This is a genomic window from Bariatricus massiliensis (assembly GCF_900086725.1).
GTDB classification, from domain to species: Bacteria; Bacillota; Clostridia; order Lachnospirales; family Lachnospiraceae; genus Allocoprococcus; species Allocoprococcus massiliensis.
The window spans coordinates 847,865-873,169 of the sequence record NZ_LT574837.1 but is presented as its reverse complement, the minus strand read 5'-3'; the positions used below and the strand labels follow the sequence as shown (position 1 = coordinate 873,169).

The 25,305-nt window shown below is 44.5% G+C and carries 26 protein-coding genes and 1 pseudogene; 22 read left to right on the top strand and 5 right to left on the bottom strand.

Annotated features, from left to right (window positions below):
- Positions 1 to 9 precede the first annotated feature (9 nt).
- Positions 10 to 1,434, top strand: coding sequence for a Sau3AI family type II restriction endonuclease (locus tag BN6465_RS10335; RefSeq protein WP_066734358.1), 1,425 nt, complete (start codon positions 10 to 12; stop codon positions 1,432 to 1,434).
- A 13-nt stretch (positions 1,435 to 1,447) separates the two neighbouring features.
- Positions 1,448 to 2,332 (top strand): hypothetical protein, encoded by an 885-nt coding sequence (locus tag BN6465_RS10330; protein ID WP_066734355.1) that lies wholly within the window; start codon positions 1,448 to 1,450, stop codon positions 2,330 to 2,332.
- A 27-nt stretch (positions 2,333 to 2,359) separates the two neighbouring features.
- Here the strand turns inward: BN6465_RS10330 and dcm are convergent, their stop codons facing one another.
- Positions 2,360 to 3,601 carry a DNA (cytosine-5-)-methyltransferase gene (gene dcm / locus BN6465_RS10325; RefSeq protein ID WP_066734352.1) on the bottom strand — a complete coding sequence of 414 codons (1,242 nt, stop codon included), beginning with the start codon at positions 3,599 to 3,601 and terminating at the stop codon, positions 2,360 to 2,362.
- A 260-nt stretch (positions 3,602 to 3,861) separates the two neighbouring features.
- Here dcm and BN6465_RS10320 point away from each other — a divergent pair, with 260 nt between their 5' ends.
- The 12 genes and pseudogenes from BN6465_RS10320 to BN6465_RS10270 all read left to right on the top strand — a co-directional run bounded on the left by BN6465_RS10320 (position 3,862) and on the right by BN6465_RS10270 (position 12,425).
- Complete coding sequence (locus BN6465_RS10320; protein WP_066734349.1) at positions 3,862 to 5,154, top strand: bifunctional folylpolyglutamate synthase/dihydrofolate synthase; 1,293 nt, start codon at positions 3,862 to 3,864, stop codon at positions 5,152 to 5,154.
- The gene (folE, locus tag BN6465_RS10315; RefSeq protein WP_066734346.1) at positions 5,154 to 5,708 is read left to right on the top strand and encodes a GTP cyclohydrolase I FolE; all 555 of its coding nucleotides are present in this window, start codon (positions 5,154 to 5,156) and stop codon (positions 5,706 to 5,708) included. Before BN6465_RS10320 ends, folE begins: the two co-directional genes overlap by 1 nt.
- 10 nt (positions 5,709 to 5,718) lie before the next feature.
- Positions 5,719 to 6,198 carry an HD domain-containing protein gene (locus tag BN6465_RS10310; protein WP_066734343.1) on the top strand — a complete coding sequence of 160 codons (480 nt, stop codon included), beginning with the start codon at positions 5,719 to 5,721 and terminating at the stop codon, positions 6,196 to 6,198.
- Between the two features lie 43 nt (positions 6,199 to 6,241).
- The gene (folP, locus tag BN6465_RS10305; protein WP_066734340.1) at positions 6,242 to 7,057 is read left to right on the top strand and encodes a dihydropteroate synthase; all 816 of its coding nucleotides are present in this window, start codon (positions 6,242 to 6,244) and stop codon (positions 7,055 to 7,057) included.
- A 1-nt stretch (position 7,058) separates the two neighbouring features.
- Positions 7,059 to 7,868, top strand: a complete 810-nt coding sequence (gene folK / locus BN6465_RS10300; RefSeq protein ID WP_066734337.1) for a 2-amino-4-hydroxy-6-hydroxymethyldihydropteridine diphosphokinase — start codon at positions 7,059 to 7,061, stop codon at positions 7,866 to 7,868.
- A 31-nt stretch (positions 7,869 to 7,899) separates the two neighbouring features.
- Positions 7,900 to 8,226, top strand: coding sequence for an LPS biosynthesis protein (locus BN6465_RS10295; RefSeq protein WP_066734336.1), 327 nt, complete (start codon positions 7,900 to 7,902; stop codon positions 8,224 to 8,226).
- 18 nt (positions 8,227 to 8,244) lie between these two features.
- Positions 8,245 to 8,781: a M50 family metallopeptidase gene (locus tag BN6465_RS10290; RefSeq protein ID WP_066734335.1), complete on the top strand. Its 537-nt coding sequence runs from the start codon at positions 8,245 to 8,247 to the stop codon at positions 8,779 to 8,781.
- Positions 8,765 to 9,226 (top strand): GNAT family N-acetyltransferase, encoded by a 462-nt coding sequence (locus tag BN6465_RS10285; protein WP_227183841.1) that lies wholly within the window; start codon positions 8,765 to 8,767, stop codon positions 9,224 to 9,226. Before BN6465_RS10290 ends, BN6465_RS10285 begins: the two co-directional genes overlap by 17 nt.
- A gap of 42 nt (positions 9,227 to 9,268) precedes the next feature.
- Positions 9,269 to 9,877, top strand: a pseudogene (locus tag BN6465_RS21595) (phosphatase PAP2 family protein); the annotation flags it as partial.
- A gap of 48 nt (positions 9,878 to 9,925) precedes the next feature.
- A complete protein-coding gene (locus BN6465_RS21590; RefSeq protein WP_066735258.1) occupies positions 9,926 to 10,303 on the top strand; it encodes a diacylglycerol kinase family protein in 378 nt (125 codons plus the stop codon).
- 31 nt (positions 10,304 to 10,334) lie between these two features.
- Positions 10,335 to 10,784 (top strand): phasin family protein, encoded by a 450-nt coding sequence (locus BN6465_RS10275; RefSeq protein WP_066734334.1) that lies wholly within the window; start codon positions 10,335 to 10,337, stop codon positions 10,782 to 10,784.
- Positions 10,785 to 10,841: 57 nt separating this feature from the next.
- Complete coding sequence (locus tag BN6465_RS10270) at positions 10,842 to 12,425, top strand: ABC1 kinase family protein (protein ID WP_066734327.1); 1,584 nt, start codon at positions 10,842 to 10,844, stop codon at positions 12,423 to 12,425.
- Positions 12,426 to 12,432: 7 nt separating this feature from the next.
- Here BN6465_RS10270 and BN6465_RS10265 read toward each other — a convergent pair whose 3' ends face one another.
- Together BN6465_RS10265 and BN6465_RS10260 are read right to left on the bottom strand one after the other, a co-directional pair.
- Positions 12,433 to 13,329 carry an AraC family transcriptional regulator gene (locus tag BN6465_RS10265; protein ID WP_066734326.1) on the bottom strand — a complete coding sequence of 299 codons (897 nt, stop codon included), beginning with the start codon at positions 13,327 to 13,329 and terminating at the stop codon, positions 12,433 to 12,435.
- 293 nt (positions 13,330 to 13,622) lie between these two features.
- A complete protein-coding gene (locus BN6465_RS10260; protein ID WP_066734324.1) occupies positions 13,623 to 14,750 on the bottom strand; it encodes a DUF3810 domain-containing protein in 1,128 nt (375 codons plus the stop codon).
- 823 nt (positions 14,751 to 15,573) lie between these two features.
- Between BN6465_RS10260 and BN6465_RS10250 the strand changes: the two genes are divergently transcribed.
- The 3 genes from BN6465_RS10250 to BN6465_RS10240 are packed head-to-tail and all read left to right on the top strand — an operon-like array spanning position 15,574 to position 17,444.
- Positions 15,574 to 15,945: a GntR family transcriptional regulator gene (locus BN6465_RS10250; RefSeq protein WP_066734318.1), complete on the top strand. Its 372-nt coding sequence runs from the start codon at positions 15,574 to 15,576 to the stop codon at positions 15,943 to 15,945.
- Between the two features lie 6 nt (positions 15,946 to 15,951).
- Entirely contained in the window at positions 15,952 to 16,800 is an 849-nt protein-coding gene (locus tag BN6465_RS10245) for an ATP-binding cassette domain-containing protein (protein WP_066735256.1), read from the top strand.
- A complete protein-coding gene (locus tag BN6465_RS10240; RefSeq protein WP_066734314.1) occupies positions 16,797 to 17,444 on the top strand; it encodes an ABC-2 transporter permease in 648 nt (215 codons plus the stop codon). Before BN6465_RS10245 ends, BN6465_RS10240 begins: the two co-directional genes overlap by 4 nt.
- Positions 17,445 to 17,486: 42 nt before the next feature.
- Here BN6465_RS10240 and BN6465_RS10235 read toward each other — a convergent pair whose 3' ends face one another.
- Positions 17,487 to 17,894: an ASCH domain-containing protein gene (locus BN6465_RS10235; protein WP_066734311.1), complete on the bottom strand. Its 408-nt coding sequence runs from the start codon at positions 17,892 to 17,894 to the stop codon at positions 17,487 to 17,489.
- Between the two features lie 249 nt (positions 17,895 to 18,143).
- Between BN6465_RS10235 and BN6465_RS10230 the strand changes: the two genes are divergently transcribed.
- The 3 genes from BN6465_RS10230 (at position 18,144) to glnA (ending at position 22,634) form a co-directional block, all read left to right on the top strand.
- Entirely contained in the window at positions 18,144 to 19,607 is a 1,464-nt protein-coding gene (locus BN6465_RS10230) for a phospholipase D-like domain-containing protein (RefSeq protein WP_227201213.1), read from the top strand.
- A gap of 160 nt (positions 19,608 to 19,767) precedes the next feature.
- Positions 19,768 to 21,126, top strand: coding sequence for an RNA polymerase factor sigma-54 (rpoN, locus tag BN6465_RS10225; protein ID WP_066734307.1), 1,359 nt, complete (start codon positions 19,768 to 19,770; stop codon positions 21,124 to 21,126).
- An 80-nt stretch (positions 21,127 to 21,206) separates the two neighbouring features.
- Entirely contained in the window at positions 21,207 to 22,634 is a 1,428-nt protein-coding gene (glnA, locus tag BN6465_RS10220) for a type I glutamate--ammonia ligase (protein ID WP_066734305.1), read from the top strand.
- 162 nt (positions 22,635 to 22,796) lie between these two features.
- On the opposite strand, the gene BN6465_RS10215 is transcribed toward glnA, so the two are convergent.
- A complete protein-coding gene (locus BN6465_RS10215; RefSeq protein WP_308013052.1) occupies positions 22,797 to 23,450 on the bottom strand; it encodes a YoaK family protein in 654 nt (217 codons plus the stop codon).
- A 174-nt stretch (positions 23,451 to 23,624) separates the two neighbouring features.
- Here BN6465_RS10215 and BN6465_RS10210 point away from each other — a divergent pair, with 174 nt between their 5' ends.
- Together BN6465_RS10210 and BN6465_RS10205 are read left to right on the top strand one after the other, a co-directional pair.
- Positions 23,625 to 24,092 carry an HAD family hydrolase gene (locus BN6465_RS10210; RefSeq protein ID WP_066734298.1) on the top strand — a complete coding sequence of 156 codons (468 nt, stop codon included), beginning with the start codon at positions 23,625 to 23,627 and terminating at the stop codon, positions 24,090 to 24,092.
- A gap of 112 nt (positions 24,093 to 24,204) precedes the next feature.
- Positions 24,205 to 25,302, top strand: coding sequence for a glycerol dehydrogenase (locus BN6465_RS10205; RefSeq protein WP_066734292.1), 1,098 nt, complete (start codon positions 24,205 to 24,207; stop codon positions 25,300 to 25,302).
- Positions 25,303 to 25,305 lie beyond the last annotated feature (3 nt).

Here is a 25,305-nt window from a genome sequence, read left to right as displayed (position 1 = left end):
GGTGAAAACGTGAATTTTAAATTAGGATATGATGAGACAAGTCCTGCTTCTATTGAGAAGTTTGCCAAAGGATTGATAGGTAAAACATTTGCGGATGTTTGTGCTGAAGATACTTTACATGGAGCAGAGGTAGTGAGAGAGATTTCAAATTATGAAACTAGCCATGGTAATAAAAAGCGTAAAGGGGGTTTAGGAGAACTAATTGAGGAACGGTATTTTCATTATCGATCCAATAATGACTCCAGACCAGATTTTGATAAGGCGGGGGTTGAATTAAAAGTCACACCATATAAGAAAAATAGGAATGGCCGTATTGTGGCCAAAGAGAGATTAATAATTACTATGATAGATTATTTTTCTGTAACTAATGAAAAATTTGAGGACAGCCATTTATGGAGTAAGGCGAAACTAATACTTCTTGTGTACTATTTATACAGTAAGGAGATTACGGATAGATTAAATTATAAGATTGGATACGTACAGCTATTTTCACCACCTGAACAGGATATAAAGATTATAAAGCATGATTATCAGGTTATTTTAGATAAAATTAAGGTAGGAAAGGCCCATGAACTGTCAGAGAGTGATACTTTATATTTGGGTGCGGCACCGAAGGCTTCAACATCACAAGATAGGCGTAAACAGCCCTTTAGCGATGAGTTGGCAAAGCCCAGAGCTTTTGCATTTAAGAGCTCTTACATGACATATGTTTTGAATAATTATATCATACCAGAAAAGAGTACTTATGAGTCAATAATCAGGAACACACCGGTTGATTCTTTTGAAGATTATGTTACAGCAAAAATCGGTGAATATTGTGGATGGACTGTTCAGAAACTATGCAGCAGATTTCATATATATTTTGAAAAGAAGCCTAAAAATCTTGAATCAATGATTGCATATCGTATACTTGGAATTAAGGGTAATCATGCGGCAGAATTTGAGAAAGCTAATATTGTTGTCAAAACTATTAGGATAGGTAAGAATAATACAATTAAAGAAAGCATGTCATTTCCAACATTTAAGTTTAAAGAACTAGTAAAAGAGGAGTGGGAGACGTCTACTTTTAGAACATATCTTGAGGAAACAAGATTTCTCTTTGTGGTATATAAATTCAATGATGATAATGAGCTTGTGTTAAAGGGATGCCAGTTTTGGAATATTCCTTATGCAGATTTAGAACATCAGGTATATAGTGTATGGGAAAAAACAAAACAGGTAATAAATAATGGGCTTCAAGTAAAAAGAATAAATGGGAAAAATTATAATAACTTTCCTAAAGCTTCGGAAAATCCAATCTGCCATGTAAGACCTCATGCGCAAAATGCACAAGATACTTATGAACTTCCCGATGGGCGTAAGTATCCAAAACAATGCTTTTGGCTGAATAGTAGTTACATTATAAAGCAAATCGATAATAAATTAATTTATTAAAAGGAGGGATAATATGGCGCAAATCTTAACGAATAACCAGTTGAAAGAGGAACTGCAAGTTGATTATAGTTCTAGAACTGTCAATAAAGAGTCAATAGACTATAGAAAGTATAACATTGATGCGTTTAATAAAATTGAAAGAACAGACTTGAAATATGGGCAGAAAGAAAAACTGATTTTGCTCTATAATACTTTGCAATCAGAAAAAATTTATATTCAATTACCAGGTAAGGAGTCTGCTGAGACACCAAATATGCCCTTCGATTTTCGGCCTAAGCTTCAGCTATGTACGGGAGAATTTATTTCAGATATTTCTTTTGGCACTATCTGGGACATATTAGATAAGATAGGAAGAGAACATAAGGCATACTTAAGCTATGTTGCTACAATTTTTTTAAGAATGGGTTATTTGTATGGGTATGTGAAAGAGAATTGTGCCCATCAATGTTTAGAAATTGACTTTAATTGCAGCATAGGCACAAAGTACAGGGAAGTAGATAGTATTAATTTATCGTGGTATAAGCTAGAACTATCAGATAATATTTGGTACACACTTAATGACAAAATTGGCTGGATTGCTCTGGATGATGGTAAGAAAGTTTCGTTTGAAGGATTTGTAAAATTAGTGGATCTGCTATTTCAAAATGAGGATTGTAAATATTATTATAGAAATGTAATTATTAAGAATAATGCCAATTACAAATATAATAATGGAAGAACTAATTCTAGTGCAGCAAATTTGTTGATTTTAAATTATTTAGAAGGAAATGAGAAAATTTCAAAATTATTAGATGCGTTTCAAAAGAGTAGAGGTGTTCCGGCATTTCCAAAACGAAAGTATTCAATGGTAACCGATGGTATTGTTGTAAATATTGATTTTGAAAAAAGAAAAATGTGAATGTAGTAAGAGAAAAGGACCGAGAGACTAGATAGCCTCTCGGTCTTCTGCAATATTGAGTAATACTTCGTGTTCAAATATTTTGTTCAGATAAGTTCCCATACGAGTAATAAGGCCTACAACCAATGCATTTCCCATGCAGAAATAGCGAAATCTTTCGGGCATACCTGTCTTAGTCCAATTATCATCAAAGCCTTGAATGCGTTCAGCTTCAACTGGTGTCAGGAGACGCAGGTGCCCCGTCTCAGGATCTCGGATAACATGTGTGCTTCGGTTCAAGCTCGATTCGCTAGTAAGCATAGTCCGAGCGGGTTTATCGATAGAATCAGGAAAAGAAATGGGACCTTCGGAAAAGATATACTTATGACCGCTTTTACTTGTGCGTTCTATCTTTTTTGCTCCTTTTAGAAACTCCCATTTTTCTAGATTCTGAGCCAGATAATATTTGGAGTCCACATTTTTTTCTATTATACTTTTTAAAAGAGTAGGATCCTCATAAATAGGGGTTGTATTACAGGTGTGGATTGTACCATTGTACATAAATCCAGAATTACCGAAACTATATGCAAAATGTTCTGTAACATCAGCTAAGTCAGATTCTACTAATTCTGTAGTACAAATATTATCTGAAGAAATAGCTTCAATTTTAAATGTATGGGCAAAAAATCCGCCATTATTGAAAATGCATTCTGGACTTTTTGCAAGTTTTGCTATATATGCGGAATATGCTGTTGTGTTTTTATATGCGAATATGAAAACACGGCGCCTTCTTTGAGCAAAACCGTATTCGGCCGCATTAATAATACGCCATTCCACGTTATACCCTAATTGGTGGAAACAAGTTAATATGATTCCGAAGTCTCTTCCGCGCTGTTTGGCAGGAGACTTTAGCAGCCGGTCAACATTTTCTAGAATGACAAAACTGGGGCTCTTAGCTTCCAGTATATCTCTTATATCCCACCACAGAACGCCCTTTTTCCCGTTGATACCTGTCGCGCCAGTTCTGGCAACAGAATAATCTTGGCAGGGAAAACCACCAACAAGAAGATTATGGTCAGGGATGGATGTTTTATCTACTTCAGAAATATCTTTATTTACATGATTAACACTTTTACCGAAATGACAACAGTAACAATCAAAAGCATGTTGAGCTTTTTTGCCAGGCTCCCACTGATTAGCCCATACGGTATTCCAGTCTGGATTAGCTCTTTCAAGCCCTAGGCGAAATCCTCCAACGCCTGCAAATAATTCACATACGGTTTTTTCCATCGGCGAGCCACCTCCTAAATGATAAACGAACGATCGTTCGATATAATTATAATACGATAATTCCGTGTATTTGTAAAGCGAAATTTTCAATATCATTTTAATATTAACATACATACTTATGTAAGACAAGATCCAATGTGACCAAATTAGTAAAATCTTATATTTGGAATAGAGTAATTACTCTTGTGATTGAAGAAGTTTAGTGCTATTATTGACATCAACAACTAAAATTTACATATCTAGGAAAGGAAACAAATAACGTGACTTACAAAGAAGCAAGGGTATATTTGGATGAGATATCCAAATACGGAAGTGTACTTGGCTTGGATACGATTCGCGGACTGTTGCGGGAGCTTGGGAATCCTCAGGAGGATTTAAAGTTCATACATATCGCAGGGACGAACGGAAAAGGCTCTGTGCTTGCGTACACTTCGACAATTTTAGGAGAGGCGGGATACAGGACGGGAAGATATGTGTCGCCGACAGTGGTTTCCTATTTGGAGCGGATTCAAGTGGACGGGAGATGGATACCGGAGGAGGAGTTCGCAGAATTGGTGGAAATGGTTCGAGAGGCTATTGCACGTATGGAAGCCCGTGGGGAGGCAAGTCCCACTGTTTTTGAGGCGGAGACGGCAATAGCTTTTTTATATTTCCGTAAAAAGAAGTGTGATTTGGTAGTTCTGGAGACGGGACTGGGAGGTGCGACTGACGCGACCAATGTTGTCGGCAACACAGTGGCGGCTGTATTCACTTCTATAAGCAGGGATCATATGGGATTTCTCGGCGATACGCTGGAAGAGATTGCAGAGGTAAAGGTCGGAATTATCAAGTCAGGCTGCCATGTGGTGTCGGTCAGGCAGAAGCCAGAGGTGCAAAATGTCTTAGTGCAAAAGGCCCAGAGGGAAGGATGCAGGATAGATATCGCCGACCCGGAAATGGCAGAGATAATCGAGGAGAGCTGGGATGGGCAGACGATATCCTATGGGAAATGGAAACACCTAAAAATCTCGCTTGCCGGCAGGCATCAGATCGGGAACGCTGTGACTGTCCTGACGCTTATGGAGTCGCTGGTGGACGCGGGGATTCCGGTGTCAGAGGAGGCTGTACGGAGTGGCTTTGCCAAGACATATTGGCCGGGAAGATTCACTTGCATTGGCCGTAATCCTTTCTTTTTTATTGACGGCGCGCACAATGAAGAGGCAGCCCTTCGTCTGAGAGAGTCTTTGGAGCAGTATTTTGCGGGACGTCGGATATTTTTCATTATGGGGGTATTCCGAGATAAAGAGTATGATAAGATTGCGGCGATTATGGGGCCTCTGGCAGAGCGGATTTACACGATAAGCCTGCCGGATGAGCAGCGGACGCTCTCGGCGGAGATGCTCAAGGAAGCGGTAGAGCCGTATTGTGCACATGTTGAAGCTTGCGGGGAGATAAAGAAGGCAGTAGAAGCAGCCTTAGATACAGCGGCGCGTGAGGACGTTATACTGGCTTTTGGCTCTCTGTCCTATCTGGGACAGGTAATGGAATTAACGAAAGATATGAGGGTGCTATAATGATAGATCAAGAGAAGGTTAAGCAGGCAGTACGACTGCTTCTTGAGGGCATCGGTGAGGATGTGGAGAGAGAAGGACTCGCCGAGACACCGGACCGTATTGCCAGAATGTATGAAGAGCTGTATGGGGGAATGGACGAGGACGCAGGAGAGCATTTGAAAAAGACATTTACGGTGGCGGACAATGAAATGGTAGTGGAAAAGGACATCACTTTTTATTCCACCTGCGAACACCATTTGCTGCCATTCTATGGAAAGGCACATGTGGCCTATATCCCTGACGGTAAGGTGGTGGGGTTGAGTAAGCTGGCCCGGACGGTAGAAGTGTACGCAAGGCGGCTCCAACTGCAGGAGCAGCTGACAGGGCAGATAGCGGATGCGCTGATGGAGCATCTGAATCCCAAAGGCGTGTTAGTGATGATCGAGGCAGAGCATATGTGCATGACGATGCGTGGCATCAAGAAGCCGGGAAGTAAGACGGTTTCCATTGCAAAGCGAGGTGTGTTTAAGGAAGATACGGAGCTTTCGAATCTGTTTTTTCAGATGATTAAGTAAGGAGCATGGTATGGAGCAGATAGAAAAAATCAGAAGGCATCCTCTTTATCAAGAATGTATGGGAAAAATAGAGGCAGCGGAGAAAGAGCGGATATTCTGCGGACATCATACCGAGCATTTACTGGATGTGGCCCGTATTGCCTATATTCGGAATCTTGAGCAGGGACTTGGATTTTCTAAAGAGACCATCTACAGTGCGGCGTTGCTTCACGATATTGGCAAGTTCCGGCAGTATGAGGACGGTACACCTCACGAGAAGGCGGGGTATGAGATATCTCGACAGATACTTGCGGACTGTGGAGTGGACGGAAAAGAGCGCCAGAACATATTGGACGCCATTTTGGAGCATCGCAGAATAACGAGCCCGATGACCGAGCTGGGCAGACTGCTCTATGACAGTGATAAGATGTCGAGAGCTTGCTATAGCTGCACGGCGGAAGCGATGTGCGACTGGAGCAAGGATAAGAAGAATATGAAGATTGTATACTAGCTGCACGGAAGCTATGTGGGGACTTAGAGAGAGGAGACGACTTATGCAGATAGGCAGACACAATTTTGATACGGAGCGGCATACATATATTATGGGAATCCTCAATGTGACGCCGGACTCCTTCTCCGATGGAGGACGGTATCATAAGATGGATGCGGCTGTGCGTCATGCAGAAGAAATGATTGCAGACGGAGCAGATATATTGGATGTGGGAGGAGAGTCCACACGTCCCGGTCATGAACAGATTAGTGAAGAGGAGGAAATCTATCGTGTAGTGCCTGTGATTGAGCGGCTTACGGCTGAGTTCGATGTTCCGGTATCTATTGACACTTATAAGCCAGTGGTGGCACGGGCTGCGCTGGATGCAGGAGCCGCTCTGGTAAATGATATCTGGGGGCTGAAGTATGATGAGAAGATGGCAGGAGTAATTGCGGAATATCAGGCGGCCTGCTGTCTGATGCACAATCGTGAAAAGGCGGAATATGTAGACTTTGTGCAGGATGTCGTGAAAGATTTGGAAGAGAGTGTGGACTTGGCTCTTCGTGCAGGTATTGCGGCGGATAAAATCATGCTAGATCCGGGAGTTGGGTTTGGCAAGACATATGAGATGAATCTGGAGATTATCAGGGAACTTGGAAGCCTGAGGAGACTAGGATATCCGGTTCTTCTGGGGACTTCAAGAAAATCGGTGATAGGCCTGACGCTGGACCTTCCAGCCAGCCAGCGTGAGGAGGGGACTCTGGTGACGACGGTAATGGGCGTTTTAAATGGGTGTGCATTTGTGCGTGTCCATGATGTCAGGGGAAACAAACGTGCCATCCAGATGGCAGAGGCGATATTGAGAGAACATGAGGTGTAATATGGATGAGATTAGGATAGACAATCTGGAAGTATTCGCAAAGCATGGTGTATTTCCAGAGGAGAACGTGCTTGGGCAGAAGTTTTTAGTCTCTGCGGTTCTGCACACGGATACAAGGCCTGCAGGGCGGTCCGATGAGCTGACAGCTTCCATTCACTATGGTGAAGTAAGCGCGTTTATCACAGAATTTATGCAGAAGAACACGTATCAACTGATCGAGCGTGTTGCGGAGAGTCTGGCGGAGGAACTGCTATTGCACACGGAGCATCTGGAAATGCTGGAGCTGGAAGTGAAGAAACCGTGGGCTCCGGTGGGACTACCGCTGGAGTGCGTATCCGTGAAGATAACCCGTGGGTGGCATACGGTGTATCTGGCGCTGGGTTCGAATATGGGGGATAAAAAGCAATTTTTGGAAAATGCGGTGAAAGCTCTGGATACATGGAAAGGCTGCCGGGTGGAAGAAGTTTCCTCTTGGATAGCCACTGCCCCCTATGGAGTGACGGAGCAGGACGAGTTCCTAAACGGATGCCTAAAGCTTCGCACGCTCTTGACACCCGAGGAACTTCTCCAAGTGCTGCATAAGATTGAGCTGGACGCCGGACGTGAGCGCAAGATTCACTGGGGGCCGAGGACTTTGGATTTGGATATTATTTTTTATGATGATTTGATTGTGGAGACGGAAACATTGTGTATCCCTCATGTAGAGATGCATAAGCGGGAGTTTGTACTGAGGCCGCTCCACGAAATCGCACCCTATAAGCATCATCCTTGTAACGGGAAGACCGTAAGAGAGATGCTGGAAGAACTGTAATATGAAAATCACCGCTTGAGAGGAGGGGCTTATGATTATCGAAAATAATCCGGTAGAAAAAGAGGCCATGGAGGCGTATAGGCGTGGGGACAGAGGGGAAGCGCAGAGGCTGCAGGAGAAGTTTGCCGCACAGTTTCGTGAGGAATATAAAGAAAAGGATCATTGTCCCTGCAAAAAGGCGTGCAGGTATCATGGGAACTGTAAGGAGTGTGTAGCAATCCACAGGGCGCATCAGGAACACGTTCCTAATTGTATGAGAAGGATGCTGAATGACAGAATAAAAAAATTGTCTGAGCTTACAGAGCATACCATCGCTAATGAAATTGAACCGCCACAAGAGATATTGAGGAAAGAATAAGAGAGGAAGTGGGACTACATGAGTGTAAAATTAAGGAATGTTCTATATTTACTGGGCAGTGCCTGCATCTTGCTGCCGTTATATATTCTTTGCCATGAAAGCGGCCATATGCTGGTGGCATTATTCTGCGGTGCAAAAATCACTAATTTTAGCATAATAGGGGCGTCTGTGAGCTCAGTAGGCGGCAATTACAACACAGTGACGCAGGGATTGATGTACAGTGCAGGAACGCTGCTGCCGGCAATAATTTCTATTGTTTATATGTGCTTATACAAAAGGGAAAAGAAAAGTATTTTTTATCGGATGTTTTCCCTTCTGCTTGTTATGGCATTTTCGGTACCTTCGGCAACGTGGATTTGGGTCTCTGTCCTATATATGATGGGAAAAGCCCCGGTGGGTGACGATGTCACGAAATTTCTTGATGCGACAGCAATGAACCCTGTCATTCTCATTTTCATCACGGCCCTGCTTTTGGTGTTAAGCCTCATTTTCGCATGGCGCAGAGGTATTTTTTCTAATTATTGGGAGGAACTTAATCGTGATAAGAAGAAATAATCCTATATTTTATGATACAGAATCGTTAAAGAATACGGAAATATTCCTCAGACTTGACAGGACGGCAGAAGCGGATGTAGTAAAAGGGTGGGTTCCAGCCTATTATTTTACTATTTGTCTGCTGGATGGCACGGAGGTGGGGACATGTGATTTCCGGGTAGGATATAATGAGAATACATATTACGGAGGAAATATTGGGTATGCTGTAAAGGAAGCATACAGAGGCAGCCACTATGCGGGAAAGGCCTGCCTGCTTCTATTTGCCTTAGCCCGAAAACACGATATGAAGGAACTGATTATCACCTGTAGTCCTGACAATATGGCATCCAGAAAGACTTGTGAGTATGCAGGCGGCAAGCTAAAAGAGATTGCCCGTTTGCCAGAAGGTTGTGAGATGTACTTGAATGGCGATAGGGAGAAATGTATTTATGTATTTCATGTTTAGTGGTATAATAGAGGAAAGTTATGAGTTTAAAGGTGGGATACCATGGGGGATGAAAGACAGAAAATTAAGGCCAGAATACAAAAGTTAACAGTTCTGACAGTAGGGGCGCTGCTCTTTCTCATTCTTTTGCTGGATGTGAAGGGCAATTACCGGCTGGAGGCGGTGGATGCTGCTCTTTCTGGTGCGGTTCAGTCGATGCAGTGCCCGTTTCTGACTGGGTTCTTCCGTGTAGTTAATAATCTGGTGCATCCTCTGGTCATGCTTATTATCAGTATGATGATGATTCATATACTGCGGCAGAGGAAATATTTAATAGTTCTATTTGTAAATCTTGTGCTGGCAGTACTTTTGAATCTGTCCGCCAAGGGGTGGATTATGCGGGAGAGGCCGCCAGAGGAACATAGGCTGATTCTTGAGACCGGTTATAGTTTCCCTAGTGGACATGCCATGGTGGCGGCAGCGTTTTATGGTTTTATTATTTTTCTGTTTTGGCAGACTAAGAAGAAGCGCACAGTAAAAGTGGTAGGAACGATAGTGTGCATGGCTGTAATTTTCCTTGTAGGGACAAGCCGTATATATTTCGGCGTTCATTATGGGACGGATGTGGCAGGCGGTTTTCTGGCGGCATTGGTGTATTTGATTATTTATACCTCCATTGCCAAGAAATATTTCGAAAAGGGCGTGCCTGCTTTGGAGCAGATGGAAGATATCAGGATACCGCCCCTTATTCGAAGTTTCCGCTATGCGTTCGAGGGGATTATCGCGGGACTTAAGACAGAGCGGAATCTGATGATTCACTATTCTGCGCTTGGGCTTGTGGTAGTGTTTGGCATCACACTGAATATCTCAATTACAGAGTGGTGTATCTGCCTGATATTATGCGCACTGGTCATTTCGCTTGAGATGGTCAACACTGCGGTGGAGGCTGTGGTAGATTTGGTGACGAGGGATCAGAAGCGCAGGGCGAAGCTTGCTAAGGATACGGCGGCCGGGGCAGTGTTGATTGCCGCTGTGACTGCGGCGGTCATCGGAGGAATTATATTCCTTCCTAAGATAGCGGCACTGTTTACTGCTTAACGAAAGGCGTAAGTGAAAGGAGAGAAAGAGTATGGATAATTTAGGAGAAAATTTGAAGAAAGTAATGCTGGCAGGTGTTGGCGCACTTGCGACAACGGCGGAGAAATCAAAAGAGATTCTTGAGGAACTGGTAAAAAAGGGTGAGATTACGGTAGAACAGGGCAAGGTGCTCAATGAAGAATTGAAGCACACGGTGAAAAAGGCCGTAAAGGAGAATGTGACGGTGAATGTAAAGCCTTCCTCCCCGGAAGAATTGAGCGAATTACTGGACAAGATGACGCCGGAGCAGCTTGCGCAGTTGAAAGAGCAGATTGCAGGTATGGAGGCGGAGGCTGAGAACTCCTGCGGCTGTGAGGAGAAAGCAGAAGAGGAATCTGCCTGCAGCTGTGATGCTGAGACGGAAGAAGAGCCTGCCTGCAGCTGTGATGCTGGGACAGAAGAAGAACCTGCCTGCAGCTGTGAGGAGAAAGTGGAAGAATAGAATAACAAGATTGGCAGCGAAGGCGGGAGCCTTCGCTGTAATTGAAAGAGGGAGCAAATGAGTAACAAAGCGACGACAGAGTATGGTACCAGACTTAGAGAAATAACAGCAGTCTTAAGAAAACATAGTATCGCTAGAGGGGTCACGCCAGAAAAGCTGCGTTTGATTTTGGAAGATTTAGGGCCTACGTATATTAAACTGGGCCAGATTATGTCTATGCATTCAGACATACTTCCCAAACGGTATTGTGACGAGCTGATGCGCCTTCGCTCGGAAGTGGCGCCCATGCCTTTTGCACAAGTGAAGGAGGTCATCGAGAGTTCTTGTGCCTGCCCAGCAGAAGAAATATTTCAAGAGCTTGAGAAGGAGCCGCTTGGTTCTGCGTCCATAGCACAGGTACACCGGGCTGTGCTGAAGACGGGGGAGCAGGTCGTGGTGAAGGTACAGCGTCAAGGTATTTATGAAACTATGTCCAGAGATATCGGGCTCTTGCACCGTGCGGTGAAGTTCTTGCCGCCGGTAAATATGAAAGGGCTGGTAGATTTAGATTTGGTGCTCGACGAACTATGGAACGTGGCGCAGGAAGAGATGAATTTCCTTACAGAAGCTTCCAATATGGAAGAGTTTGCAAGGCTTAATAAGGATGTGCAGTTCGTCGCCGTACCTACTTTGTACCGGGAGCATTCTACCAGTCAAATCTTGGTGATGGAATACATTGACGGCTGCGGAGTCGATGAAAAGGAACGCCTTCAAGAAGACGGATATGATTTGAAGGAAGTGGGGGCCAAGCTGGCGGACAATTATGTCAAGCAGATTATGGAGGACGGCTTCTTCCATGCAGACCCTCATCCCGGCAATGTGAAGGTGAGAGATGGTAAAATCATCTGGATTGACATGGGGATGATGGGACGTTTGTCTGTACGTGATAAAGAACTGATATCCAGTGCAGTCCGGGGAGTCGCAGAGAATGATGTTGGCAGGATTCTGGAGGCGGTGATGGCGCTTGGAGAATTCAATGAGAAGCCGGATCAAAGCAGGCTTTATAGCGATATCGGCAGCCTGCTGACAAAATATGGGACTGTGGATATCGGAAAAATCAAAGTGGCCAAGATTATGGAAGACTTGATGGAGGTCATGAAGGAGAATAAAATCACTATGCCTCACGGACTTACCATGTTAGCCAGAGGCATGAGCCACATGGAAGGTGTCATAGCCGACATCAGTCCTGAAATAAATATGGTGGAGGTGGCGACAGCCCGCACGGCCTTCAATCTGTTTTCCGAGGGTAATTGGAAACAGGAGCTTAGAAACAGTGGGAAAAGTGTGTACCGTTCTTTCCATAAAGCCTTGGATATACCGGCCCTGACGGCGGATATCCTGCGGGGGTTCATCAAGGGGCAAAATCGAATTAATCTGGATCTACATGCCACCGAGGACTTGAATGAAGTGCTTACAAGGATTGTCAAAAGACTGGTACTGGGCTTCCTTGTGACCGCCCTCCTCATTAGCTCCAGCATTATATGTACGACCGATATGCAGCCGAAACTATGGGGAATCCCGGCTTTGGGAGCGATAGGATACTTGCTGGCTCTAGGCATCGCGCTGTGGATATGCCTCACCAATATACATTTCCGAAAATGAGCGGAAATTATTTCCGCCTGCGGTATTCCCGGGGAGACATTCCGATTATGGATTTGAATTTATTACTGAAATAGCTGCTGCTGTTAAAACCTGCATCGATACAGATGTCGGAGATAGGCCGGTCAGTATCAAGAAGCAGTTCGGCTGCACGATGGATGCGGTATTCTATCACATAGTCGAAGGGAGTCTGCTTCAGACACCGTTGAAAGCAGCGGCAGCATTCGCTGACACTGACGGAGGCCGAGGCGGCAATGTCTTCGGAGGTCAAATCGCTGGCATAATTCTCGTGAATATAGGAAAGCATAGCGTGAATCCTCAGATAGTCCAAATCTGCTCCGGCAGGAGCATTTTCAATATCATTTCTGGCAAGAGCGAGAAGATTCAGCCATATTTCGGAGAGCGAATTGCGGGTTGTGATTTCATAACCAAATTCTTGCTTTTTATGTAGGAAAACGATTTGGCTCACTTTCTCGTAGATAGTACTGTGATAAGGACAGCTATAATCAATAATGATGCAAGGGATGTTCTTGCTTTTCAGCAGCGGGTATAAATATTTTTCATCAAATAAGAGAGAAATGCTGCTTGAAATAATAAGTGGATCAAAAACAAGGGATTGAAATATAACGTCCCCACATTCGTAGGGGTGCATAGAATGAAGGCAGTTTGAATTGATAAAACAGCCTTCATTTTCTTTTAGTATAAATTCGCCGGAGGTAGTATTCAGCCGGATGGCTCCTTCTAAGACAAAATAAAGCTCCACCTCCTTATGCCAGTGCCACGGCGTATATCCTGCTTCGTAGGAACTGAGATGAAAATGGTAGACCCCGATGGGAAGGTCACTGTTGCCATGCCGCTGCGTTTCCTGATTGGTCGTATAATCTATCAAAAATGGAATTTTTTTCATGGGCCCGCTCCTTGACAAAATATTGATAAAAAGTGGTGAAATAGTGAATGCATTCTACTTTTCAAGCTAATATAATACAATTATAAAACGAGAACAAAGAAAAGACAATAGAAGATTAGATTAAGGAGGTGCATTTATGGAATTTATTCTGGGTATGGCCGTTTTGGCGGCAGCGATGCTAATTATGGCCGGGGGTATGATGTACGTGATGTCCGAGTAAAAAAGACACAAAGAATGATGTTTTGATGAAATGGAAGTCAGCCGAGAGCTGATGCAAAAGTTGACAGGTCAACTTACTTTTGCATCGGCTCTTTTTCCGTGTTACTTATGTAATCCCAATAATGTGACATGATTAAGTCGACCATACGGTCATAGCTCTGTACTCCGTCGGTCTGCCCGTTGGCCTTTAAGTAACTGTCATTTATCTGATTGGACACTTCTGCTATTTGTCCCTCATATTGTTCCCAGAATTGGTTGTTCGCATTTAAGTCGGCGCGGACGTCCGGCGACAGACTGTCATATGTATTTCGGTAGGCATCATAATCAATCTTATAGAGTTGATTTGACGCATAGAGCCATCCCATGAGGTAGCCGCTGTACTGAAATGTGTCCTCCTCTGAATTGATGCAGGCCAGCCAAGCGATAAAGTTGGCTTCTTCCTCCTGCATAAAGCCTCTCAGATGCGAGAGTTCGTGGCAGGCAGTGAAGGGAAGATTGTATTCTGTCATGGCACTGTTATAGTTGGCTTCTATTGTAAAAGGTGAATAGATGCCGGACAGGTTCTGGATCGAGAGAAATGCCGGGAAAGTTAGGCCTTTGGGGCGGGGATAATATCCGGACAGTTCTGGATAGAGGGTCCCCAGATGTTCCATGGCTGATTGGGCCTGCTCATTTATGGAGGAGCCCATAAGCGCAGTGCGATCTTCTGCCCTAGTCATCTTTTCCGAAAGTTCATTCGTCTTTTCAGCCAGTATTTTACAGACGGCAGACAGTTCCTCTGCTGTATAGGACACATTTTCCAGACTCGCCGTCTCGGAAAAAGAGGTACGTCCGTAGTTGATACCACAGCACAGTGTATAGAGCAGAAACAAAGAGGCGGCGGCAGCCAAGAGATTGAGACCGAAATTCTTCCAGTTATTCCATCCAGCTTTTTTACGGATTGTTTTTGCAAGAAGATACAACAGCGATGCTAAAAAAACTCCGGCGGAAAGATAGAGTAAAAGTTCCGCCAAGGAAAATGGTAGAAGACCCGTTGCACGTCCATAAGTACTTACCAGCATTTTATAGATATGCTCACTATACCAGTTCGAAAAAGCGGAAGATGACTGGGCAGCAAAAAGAAGCAGCAGGCTTACACATGCCGATAGGATACTGAATATAAAGCGCCGGGAAAGAGAAAGAGATTTTTCAGTAAACTTCATGGTAGAACTCCTTTAAATATGGGGGAATATGCTGAATCTGCGTACATACCGTCCGCGACGAATGCCCACTTCGCAAGCAAGCTTGCTCAGTGTCCGTTGCACTCACATAGATTAGAATAAGAGTCCTTATGTCTGCCAGCAGCCAACGGCCTCTTTTTCTAATCTGCGTTCATATCGTCCGCGACGAACGCCCACTTCGCAAGCAAGCTTGCTCAGTGTCCGTTGCACTCACATAGATTAGAATAAGAGTCCTTATGTCTGCCAGCAGCCAACGGCCTCTTTTTCTAATCTGCGTACATACCGTCCGCGACGAACGCCCACTTCGCAAGCAAGCTTGCTCAGTGTCCGTTGCACTCACATAGATTAGAATAAGAGTCCTTATGTCTGCCAGCAGCCAACGGCCTCTTTTTCTAATCTGCGTACATATCGTCCGCGACGAACGCCCACTTCGCAAGCAAGCTTGCTCAGTGTCCGTTGCACTCACATAGATTAGAATAAGAGTCCTTATGTCTGCCAGCAGCCAACGGCCTCTTTTTCTAATCTGCGTACATATCGTCCGCGACGAACGCTCACTTCGCAAGCAAGCTTGCTCAGTGTCCGTTGCACTCACATAGATTAGAAAAGGAGTCCTTATGTCTGCCAGCAGCCAACGGCCTCTTTTTCTAATCTGCGTTCGTCGCTATGCGCTCATTGTATCATGGTTTGGTGGGGGATGCTATAGGGGTGAGGGATATGAGGGGTGTTATTTTTTGGGAATTTTTGAAAAGCTATTGACAAGTGTTATATACTGTTATACACTGTTTATAGAACAGGAGGAAATGAGATGAAGATAATTATCAATAATTCTTCCCAGCAGCCGATATATGAGCAGATTATCGACCAGATAAAGTCGCTTGTGGTCAGTGGGGAGTTGAAGGAACATGATATGCTGCCTTCTGTACGTTCTCTTTCGAAAGAATTGAAAATCAGTGCGTTGACGGTTAAGAAAGCATATGACGCGCTGGAGGAAGAGGCGTTTATCATCACTGTACATGGAAAAGGAAGTTATGTGGCAGGGATGAATCAGGAGCTTATCATGGAGGAACAGCGCAAGGAGATTGAAGCCGATTTAGAACTGGCCATTCTGAAGGGCAGAAGATGTGGTATGAAAGATGAGGAATTAACCGAGTTGTTTAATTTAATTTTGGAGGGATAGATTATGATGATTCAAGCGGTCGACATACAAAAGAAATATGAGGGGTTTCAGCTTAACTGTTCTATGGAGCTGGAGGAAGGCTGTATTACAGGCGTAGTTGGACAGAACGGCGCCGGAAAGACGACACTGTTTAAAGCAATTCTTGGATTGATTGCTTTGGATGGTGGTGAAGTAAAAGTTTTTGGAAAAAATCCGAGACAGTTAGAGAAAGAAGAGAAGGAATGTATCGGGGCAGCGCTTTCCAGCGGAAGTTTTAGTGAGTATTTGACGTTGGGTGAGGTGAGCGGCATATGTAAAAATATGTATACGAAATTCAATGAAAATAGCTTCAAAGAACAATGCAGGCAATTCGGTCTTCCTATGGACAGGAAAATTAAGACTTTTTCTAGTGGGATGCGGGCAAAGGCCAAGGTGATAATTGCAATGGGGCATCAGGCGAAATTATTGATATTGGATGAGCCAACAGCCGGTCTTGATGTGGTGGCGAGGGATGAGATATTAGAACTCATGCGCGACTATATGGAGGATGGGGAACGCTCTATCTTAATAAGCTCTCACATTTCCAGTGATTTAGAGGGGTTATGTGATGACATATATATGATTCATAAAGGAGAAATTGTGCTGCATGAGGAGACAGACAATCTGCTGGCCAAGTATGGACTGATAAAAGTCGATGAAAACCAGTATGAGAAGCTGGATAAACAGTATCTGCTGCGCAGGAAAAAGGAATCCTTTGGTTATAGCTGTCTGACGAATGAGCGGCAGTTTTATCTGGAAAATTACCCAAAGATTGTGGTGGAAAAAGGGAATATTGACGAAGTGATCACGATGACGATTAAGGGGGAGAGAGTATGAAAGGCATGTTATTGAAAGATATATTTTTGCTGAAAGAATTAAAAAAGATGGTATTTCTGTTTGCGGCGGTATCAATTATGATGTTGATCGGCGGAGGAAATGAAGCAATTGTGCTTGGGTATTTTAATGTGCTGATGCTATCCGTTGCTATGAATTCTACGTCCTATGATGATTATAATAACGGATATTCTTTTTTGTTTACACTGCCGATAACACGGAAAGAATATGTCAAAGAAAAGTATATTTTTGGTTTTCTGGTGGGCTTCAGTGGGTGGCTGTTTACGGTAGTTATCACGTCCGTAAGTCTTCTTGCAAGAGGGAAAATGAATGTGGGAGAGTGGGGGCCGATTTGTCTTATATTCCTCGGACTTTCCATACTTGGCCTTTCCGTATCGCTTCCGGCGGCGATTAAATATGGCTCTGATAAAGGGCGGATCATGATGATTTTATTTATGGCGGCAATCTTCGTGATAATTGTGCTCGGTGAGAAATTGGTGACTAGAATGGGGATTGATTTGGACGAGCTGATATACCGTTTGTTTGACTCCCAATTGATTCCACTCATTTCGGTAGTAATAGTGATATTGGCGGCGTTTATTTCCTATTCTTCCAGCGTGAAAATTATTGAGAAAAAAGAGTTTTAAAGAAGAGGGGGCAGATATTTCCTGCCCCCCCTTTTCTATCTGTTACAGTATCTCGACAACCTCGAAGCGTTCAAAGGTGATTGGTGTTTGACTGGTGAAAATATAACCGCGTCTGGCGGCGTCCCTTGTCCAATAACGTATGTTTCCCGACTTCCATTGCTCAAAGTTTTCATCCTCACCCTCAAGCTTTACCATATCCCAAGTCAGGTCGCAGAACTTGACTGTTTCAAGATGCACCGTTTTTATAACACAGGCTGGGGTGCCATGCCCATCAAGCACCAGCGATAAATCACCAACGGCCGGTGCCTGTTCGCCTTCCAGTAAGATTGAGACTGTAGCCGTTTTCTTGCCGGCAAGTACCAGAGCCAAAAGTTCGTCTGCCATTTCAGGGCTATCCCCAAAGGCAAAGCATTCATAATAGTCTTTATTCGTTTTTTCTGTAGAATCCATCCCTTATTTAAGCCTCCTATACAAGGTTTTACTGTAAATCTGTTTCCTGTGTTATTAGTATAACCTGCAATACGGTATCAAAGTCAAGCAGAAAATATCTACAGCATTCAACCATTACACTTTTACAATTTTTAAGAAATTTAAGATTTCTTTAGATAACATTCATTGTTTTTTTAAACAGACAGACGTATGATAACCATACGGACGATATCCCCGGCTTTTAGGTAGAGGAAAACCGGGGTATCTGCTTTGAGCGATAATAATAGATTTGGAAGTGGAATGATGAAGTTACTGAAGAGAAGATGGAAACTAATTTTGGTACTGGGGATAATAGCGGCACTGCTTGCGGGAGTCATGGGGCCTTTTATTCCTTATAAAACAGTATCAGAGAAAGCGGCGGCGAAAATACATACTGAAGATTTCCGTGGGGAAAAAGAGGGGCCTGACAGGGCAATGCTTCTGGAGACCAATGTTTCAGCGTGGGAGGAGCGCATACGCCTGATTAATCAGGCGAAAGAACGAATTATAATTTCTACCTTTGATATGCGTGAAGGCGAGAGTACAAGGGATATTTTGGCAATGCTGCTTGCTAAGGCGCAGGAGGGAGTGCGGATTGAGATAATGGTGGACGGAATGAGCGCATTCACACATATGAAGTCTGAACCATTATTTCAAGCTATATCGGCACAGCCGGAAATAGAAATACGACTCTACAATGAAGTAAATGTACTTCAGTTCTGGAAACTGAACGGGAGGATGCATGATAAGTATATCATTGTAGACAATATGGCCTATATTCTGGGAGGCCGCAATATGTTTGATTATTTTATCGGCGATTATAAGACCAAAAACAGGAGCTACGACAGGGAAGTATTGATATATAATACCGGAGATAAAGAGGAGGGGATAAGCTCTTTGTATCAGGTGGAGGATTATTTTAAGAAATTGTGGGATTCTGAGCTTTGTACCTCCTACTATAATGACACAGAGCTTTTAGAAAAACAGGAGGTCGCCGGAGAAGTGGACTCGCTGAAAGAGCGGTATGAAGCGTTGAAGGAGAAAAATCCACAGTTATTTGCGGACTGTGATTACGACGAAATGACGGTTCCTTCTAATAAAGTGACTCTGATTTCTAATCCTACAGGGGTGTATGGCAAAGAGCCCATTGTATTCTATACCTTATCCCGCTTGATGGAGGAGGCAGAACAGCGAGTGATCATACATACCCCCTATATCGTCTGCAACTCCTACATGTATGAAGAGCTCGGTAAAATCAGCCAGAAGGTCCCGGATGTAGAGATGATGATCAATTCCGTGGATAACGGAGATAATTTTGTGGCATCCAGTGATTACCGGTTCCATAAAGATGAAGTGCTGGATACCGGAGTGAATCTTTATGAATATGACGGAGGGCTGTCTTATCACGGGAAATCCTTGGTTATAGATGATGATTTATCCATTGTAGGCTCCTACAATATGGATCTTCGCAGTACTTATGTGGATACGGAACTTATGTTGGTCGTCAACAGCAAAGAGTTCACCACTCAGTTGACGAAGGCTATGGGAGAATTACAGAAAGATTGTAGGGAAGTGGTGGACACCGACACGTATAAAGTGCCAAAACACTTGAAAATTAAAGAGGCGCCCCCTTGGAAAAAGGCGGCGTGGACGGTATGCGGGATACTCCTGCAGCCCTTCCGCAGGTTAATTTAGCTATGCCCCAGTTGTTTGTGCTTGCACATAAATAACTGGGGTTTGGCTTTTTTCATACTGCTCGTTGGCAGCGCGGAAAAGTACTTTGAGTGTTGGTGGGAAATGTGTTATTATTTTAACTGAGAGAAAGAGGAATGAAAATAAAGAGTGAGGTGAGAAAATGGATATACAGTTGGAGCCGAGTCAGAGTCAGGTGCTTTCGCAGAAGATGATTCAATCTGTAGAGATTTTACAGATGAGTTCTCAGGAGCTTGTGGAGTATATTAAAGAGATGTCTATGGAAAATCCTGTGGTGGACTTGGAGGAGGTTCACGGGGAAGATAAGGCTCAGGAGCGGCTCAAAAAGCTGGAGTGGCTTGCGAGTGTGGACGAGCAGAACCGGATATACTACAAGCAGGAGTCTGAGGATTCGGATATGAATGATATCATGAATATATGTGGACGGGAAGAAGAGACGCTGAAGGATAATTTGATGTCTCAGCTGATTGGAAAAGAATATTCGCAGGAGGAGCTGGCTGTTTTTGAATACATAGCGGAATGTTTGGATTCCAGAGGATTTTACACTGGTTCTTTGAAGGAGATTGAAGATGAGTTCGGCATTTCCAGCGATAAGGCGGAGCGCTGTATGGAAGTGATGAAAAGCTTGGAACCCATGGGAGTCTGTTCAGCGTCTGTGGAGGAGTGCCTGCTGAAGCAGCTGGAACATGAGAGGGAGAAGACCGATGTCGAGAGGCGGATTGTTTCAGAATATCTGGAACTGCTGGGTAAAAACCAGCTTCATGTGATTGCGAAGCAGATGAGACTTCCACTGGAACGTGTGCAAGAAGCGAAGACGAAGATTCAGTCGCTGAATCCGAAGCCGGGGAGCGGATTCTCCAGCAGAGAAGTGTTGCGGTATTTGACGCCGGACGTGACGGTCGTGAAGCTGAAGGATTATTTCGAGGTTCTGGTGAATGATAGTTCTTATCCGGTTTTGAGAGTGAATCAGGAATATATGCGGATGTTAAAAAGTGACTGCCCGAAGGATGTGCAGAAATATATTTCCGATAAGGTAAGGCAGATTGAACAGGTACAGACTTGCATCACGAAGAGGAACAGTACACTGCTGGAGCTGGCGAAATGTATCGTGGATGTACAGCAGGACTTTTTCGTCAATGGAAAGGGATACTTGAAGCCGTTCCGTATGAAAGAAGCGGCGGAGAGACTGGGGGTTCATGAGTCTACGGTCAGCCGCGCTGTCAAGGAAAAATATCTTCAATGCTGCTGGGGGATTTATCCGTTAGGCTATTTCTTTTCCAAAGGCTTTTACAAAAAAGAAGATGATGAGAAGATAGCCACAGTTCATATAAAACAGAAACTTGCGGAGCTGATAGAAGCAGAGAATAAGAAAAAGCCTCTCAGCGACCAGAAATTGTCAGAACAGCTGCGGGAAGACGGAATCGATATCTCACGGAGGACCGTAGCAAAATACCGGGAGAGCATGGGAATTTCAGACTGCAGAGGCCGCAAAGAATTTTGATATTGAGGTGTGGATATGATAGAATAGGAATAACAGCAAAGTGGGGACGTGAAAGAAAAATAGAAAGTTGGAGGATAAGTATGGTGAACACAGTGGACATCAAAAAATTATGTGAAGAGAAAAACATCCGGATGATTGATTTTAAGATGACAGATCTGGATGGGAGATGGCGCCACATCACAATTCCTGTGGAGAGATTCAACGATGATATCTTCGTGTACGGCATTGGGTTTGACGGCTCCAATTATGGTTATGCGGCGGTTGAGAAAAGTGATATGGTATTTATTCCGGATCCGTCAACGGCTGTTGTCGACCCGTTTACAGAGGTTCCTACCCTTACTATGTGTGGCGACGTGTGCGTGATAGGTAAGGAGAATACTCCTTTTGACCAGTATCCTAGGAATGTGGCGCTGCGGGCCATGGATTACATGAAGGCGGAGGACATCGCGGACGATATGCTGATAGGGCCTGAGTTCGAGTTTCATCTGTTCGACAATGTAAGTTATATGGTAGAGCAGAATAAGACTGCGTTTACAGTGGACACAAGGCAGGCTGCGTGGAACAGCGGAAAAGAATCGGCGGATAACGCAGGTTATCAAGTTCCCGGTAAGGGGGGCTACCATATCGCCGCACCACACGACGTTGCGTACAGTCTGAGAAGTAAGATGTGTATGTATATGGAAGATTGGGGCGTGGATGTCAAGTATCATCACCATGAAGTGGGCGGCTCCGGTCAGATGGAGATTGAAGTAGAGCTGGGCAATATGGTGGATATGGCTGACAAGACGATGATTATTAAATACATTATAAAGAACGCAGCTGTGCAGGACGGACGCACTGCCACGTTTATGCCGAAGCCGATTTACAAGGAAGCGGGAAATGGGATGCATGTGCATATGCTGCTCATGAAAGACGGAGAGCCGATTTTTTATGATGAGAATGGGTATTCTGGACTTAGCAAGACGGCACATTACTTCATCGGAGGGCTCTTGAAGCATGTCGCGTCACTGTGTGCATTCACGAATCCGTCTACCAACTCATTCAAGCGGCTGGTTCCCGGATATGAGGCTCCTGTGACTATCGGTTATGCTACATCCAACCGAAGCGCGGTCATCCGTATTCCGGCATATGCCAAATCACCGTCGTCCAAACGGTTCGAGCTGCGCAATCCGGATGCCACGGCCAATCCGTACTATGCATACGCGGCAATTTTGATGGCGGGACTTGACGGAATCAAGAATCAGATTGACCCCGAGGCTCATGGCTGGGGGCCGTACGACTGTAATCTGTATGATCTGCCGGAAGAAGAGAAGGCAAAAATCCAATCGCTCCCGAAGACGCTGGATGAAGCATTGGATGCTTTGGAAGCCGATCACGACTATCTTACTGCGGGGGGCGTGTTCCCTGAGAAGCTGATAGAAATCTGGCTGAAGAGAAAAAGAGAAGAGTGTCTGGAGATATCACAGATACCGCACCCAGTAGAGTTCCAGAAATATTATGATTTGTAATCATGGGGTCTATATGACGGCTTAAGATGAATATGAGAAAAGCTCTCGTCCTTTGGAAATATGAGGCCGGGAGCTTTTTCATAACACAGGAAAAGATATAGAGAATTGAAGTGGACTTGTCCACTTTATTCTATAGGATTGTATTAAAGTTCCGCGATGTAATTACTCTCCTTCGGCGAACATGATTACAAAAGTGATGAGTAGGATTACACTGGAACACCAGATAGCTTTTTCGTGAAAACGCAGGGTTATCACGCCGCCTAGGGCAGCGCCTATAATAAAGATTAGAATAAATCCGTAGTAAATCAAACTCTTTTTTAACAGCTTTTTATCTCTGTGCACGGCGTAGTTGCTCAACAGATCGGTAGCAATGCGGAGGTTGCCGATGCACATGGTGGTTGCATAAGTATAACCGTTAAGTTTTCGAAATGCCTGTACCTGCATCGCGCATACAAAGGAGGCAAGAACGACGGCCGGCATGTTATAGCTCTGGGGAAGGAATCCCACGAAAAAGAGCAGTAAAGCCTCAAGCAGTACCACGATCTGGCGCCAGTGCAGCCTTTCATAGTTTTGATACTTTTTTCGCAGCAGCTCCGAGCAGAAAATACCGGCGGCGAATGCCAGAACCGGAATTAGATAGCGGAAACCGGCGGAAAAGTTGAGGGTGGCGAAGTTCTGACCCATCAGCACCATATTTCCGGTCTGGGCGTTGGAAAATACTTTGTCTCTACAGTTATAAGTATAGGCGTCCATGAAACCGCCGCTGATGCAAAGAAGCGCAATCAAGGGAGCGGATTCGGACATTTGACCTTTCAAATTTGTCTTCATGATATCATAATAGTACTTACAGTGCGATTTGTAAATTGTATTTTTGCCGAAAAGTATGCTGTGTTTTTTGATTTTTTGTATTATAATTTGAAATAACATATTTGGAGTGAATAGGTAGTTTGGAACGATGTGTTAAATGAGGAAGAAAGAGGACTTTGACCTATGAAATTAACAATCCCGGAATATAAAACATTGGAAATTAATACGATTTTTTTGGACTATAACGGAACCATCGCTGTGGACGGTATAATACCTGCCAGCATGAGGCAACGGTTGGAGCTGCTCGGCGAGAGCTTTCAACTTTATGTGCTTACGGCCGACACCCACGGAAATGCCGAAAAGCAGTGCGAAGGGCTGCCACTGATTGTACAGACGTTCCCCACAGGCAATGCGAAGGAATATAAGCGAGAGCTTTTGAAGTCCATGGGAGGTAAGCGCTGCGCGGCTATCGGGAATGGCAGAAATGATGAAGGTATGCTGAAAGAGGCGGGACTTTCTATCGTTGTCATGGATAAAGAAGGGGCTTACGGGAAACTGTTGAAAGAAGCAGATTTGTGTGTGCGCTCTATGCTGGACGCACTGGATTTATTCTTGTATCCGAACCGGATTGTCGCCGGGCTCAGAGGATAGGCACGCCTATGATTGAAGTTTGATTTTACTATGCGTCAGCGTGGAATTGTGTTAAAATGACTGTGTGAAACTATTAACAACATAGAGAGACATGATGAAAGGAGTACACAGTATGGCAAAGATTTTAATCAGCCCTGCAAAATATGTGCAGGGACCGGGAGAACTGGCAAAGCTGGGAGAGTACGCGGCTAAGTTTGGGAAGAAGGCCCTTATTTTGATTACATCTTCCGGATACAAGAGGATTGGGAAGGTTGTGGAGTCAGGATTTGCAGGGGTACCCTGTGAGATTATATTTGACTATTTTAACGGTGAGTGCTGCCGGAAGGAGATCGGACGCCTTCAAGAGATTGTGAGGGCACAGGAATGTGATATGGTTATCGGCATCGGCGGCGGGAAGATTCTGGATACGGCAAAGGCAGTCGCGTTCTATGAAAAGACGCCGGTTTTAATCTGCCCTACAATTGTGTCCACCGATGCGCCGTGCAGTGCACTCTCTGTTATCTATACAGAGGACGGTGTGTTTGAAGAATATCTTTTCTATCCGTCTAACCCGGATTTGGTTTTGATGGATTCCGAGATAATAGCGAAGTCGCCGGTGCGGCTTACGGTCGCGGGAATGGGAGATGCGCTGGCCACTTATTTTGAAGCCCGGGCGGTGAAGGCTAAGGGAGCGGTGACCTGTGCGGGCGGACAAGTGACAGGGGCAGCGCTGGCTCTTGCGAAGTTTTGCTTTGACACACTGATGGAAGAAGGGGTCAAAGCGAAGCTTGCACTGGAGGCAGGGGCGCTCACTGAGTCGGTGGAGAAGGTCATAGAGGCCAATACTCTGCTGAGCGGTCTGGGATTTGAGAGCGGCGGTCTGGCAGGAGCCCATGCCATTCACAATGGCTTCACCGTTCTGGAGGAATGCCATCACATGTATCATGGCGAAAAGGTTGCCTTCGGAACGATTACCCAGCTTGTTCTGGAGAACATCCCGGCAGAGGAGCTGGAAACGATTATAGATTTCTGCATTGAACTGGGACTTCCGGTTACACTAAAAGAGCTGGGTGTCACTGAAGTGACAGAGGAAAAGATTATGGCAGTGGCAAAAGCTGCATGTGCAGAGAACGATACTTTACACAACATGCCTTTTGAAGTGACGCCGGAGAGTGTGTACGCGGCAATTATGGCTGCGGACCGCTACGGACATTATTTTTTAGGAGAGTAGAAG

What these genes read in the sequence shown, in the direction of transcription:
- BN6465_RS21590 (WP_066735258.1), top strand. Translation starts at nt 9,926, where the DNA reads ATGGAAGATATCAGGATACCGCCCCTTATTCGAAGTTTCCGCTATGCG.
- folE (WP_066734346.1), top strand. Translation starts at nt 5,154, where the DNA reads ATGATAGATCAAGAGAAGGTTAAGCAGGCAGTACGACTGCTTCTTGAG.
- dcm (WP_066734352.1), bottom strand. Translation starts at nt 3,601, where the DNA reads ATGGAAAAAACCGTATGTGAATTATTTGCAGGCGTTGGAGGATTTCGC.
- BN6465_RS10250 (WP_066734318.1), top strand. Translation starts at nt 15,574, where the DNA reads ATGAAGATAATTATCAATAATTCTTCCCAGCAGCCGATATATGAGCAG.
- BN6465_RS10310 (WP_066734343.1), top strand. Translation starts at nt 5,719, where the DNA reads ATGGAGCAGATAGAAAAAATCAGAAGGCATCCTCTTTATCAAGAATGT.
- BN6465_RS10270 (WP_066734327.1), top strand. Translation starts at nt 10,842, where the DNA reads ATGAGTAACAAAGCGACGACAGAGTATGGTACCAGACTTAGAGAAATA.
- BN6465_RS10290 (WP_066734335.1), top strand. Translation starts at nt 8,245, where the DNA reads ATGAGTGTAAAATTAAGGAATGTTCTATATTTACTGGGCAGTGCCTGC.
- BN6465_RS10330 (WP_066734355.1), top strand. Translation starts at nt 1,448, where the DNA reads ATGGCGCAAATCTTAACGAATAACCAGTTGAAAGAGGAACTGCAAGTT.
- rpoN (WP_066734307.1), top strand. Translation starts at nt 19,768, where the DNA reads ATGGATATACAGTTGGAGCCGAGTCAGAGTCAGGTGCTTTCGCAGAAG.
- BN6465_RS10260 (WP_066734324.1), bottom strand. Translation starts at nt 14,750, where the DNA reads ATGAAGTTTACTGAAAAATCTCTTTCTCTTTCCCGGCGCTTTATATTC.
- BN6465_RS10295 (WP_066734336.1), top strand. Translation starts at nt 7,900, where the DNA reads ATGATTATCGAAAATAATCCGGTAGAAAAAGAGGCCATGGAGGCGTAT.
- BN6465_RS10235 (WP_066734311.1), bottom strand. Translation starts at nt 17,894, where the DNA reads ATGGATTCTACAGAAAAAACGAATAAAGACTATTATGAATGCTTTGCC.
- folK (WP_066734337.1), top strand. Translation starts at nt 7,059, where the DNA reads ATGGATGAGATTAGGATAGACAATCTGGAAGTATTCGCAAAGCATGGT.
- BN6465_RS10265 (WP_066734326.1), bottom strand. Translation starts at nt 13,329, where the DNA reads ATGAAAAAAATTCCATTTTTGATAGATTATACGACCAATCAGGAAACG.
- folP (WP_066734340.1), top strand. Translation starts at nt 6,242, where the DNA reads ATGCAGATAGGCAGACACAATTTTGATACGGAGCGGCATACATATATT.
- BN6465_RS10275 (WP_066734334.1), top strand. Translation starts at nt 10,335, where the DNA reads ATGGATAATTTAGGAGAAAATTTGAAGAAAGTAATGCTGGCAGGTGTT.
- glnA (WP_066734305.1), top strand. Translation starts at nt 21,207, where the DNA reads ATGGTGAACACAGTGGACATCAAAAAATTATGTGAAGAGAAAAACATC.
- BN6465_RS10245 (WP_066735256.1), top strand. Translation starts at nt 15,952, where the DNA reads ATGATTCAAGCGGTCGACATACAAAAGAAATATGAGGGGTTTCAGCTT.
- BN6465_RS10240 (WP_066734314.1), top strand. Translation starts at nt 16,797, where the DNA reads ATGAAAGGCATGTTATTGAAAGATATATTTTTGCTGAAAGAATTAAAA.
- BN6465_RS10205 (WP_066734292.1), top strand. Translation starts at nt 24,205, where the DNA reads ATGGCAAAGATTTTAATCAGCCCTGCAAAATATGTGCAGGGACCGGGA.
- BN6465_RS10210 (WP_066734298.1), top strand. Translation starts at nt 23,625, where the DNA reads ATGAAATTAACAATCCCGGAATATAAAACATTGGAAATTAATACGATT.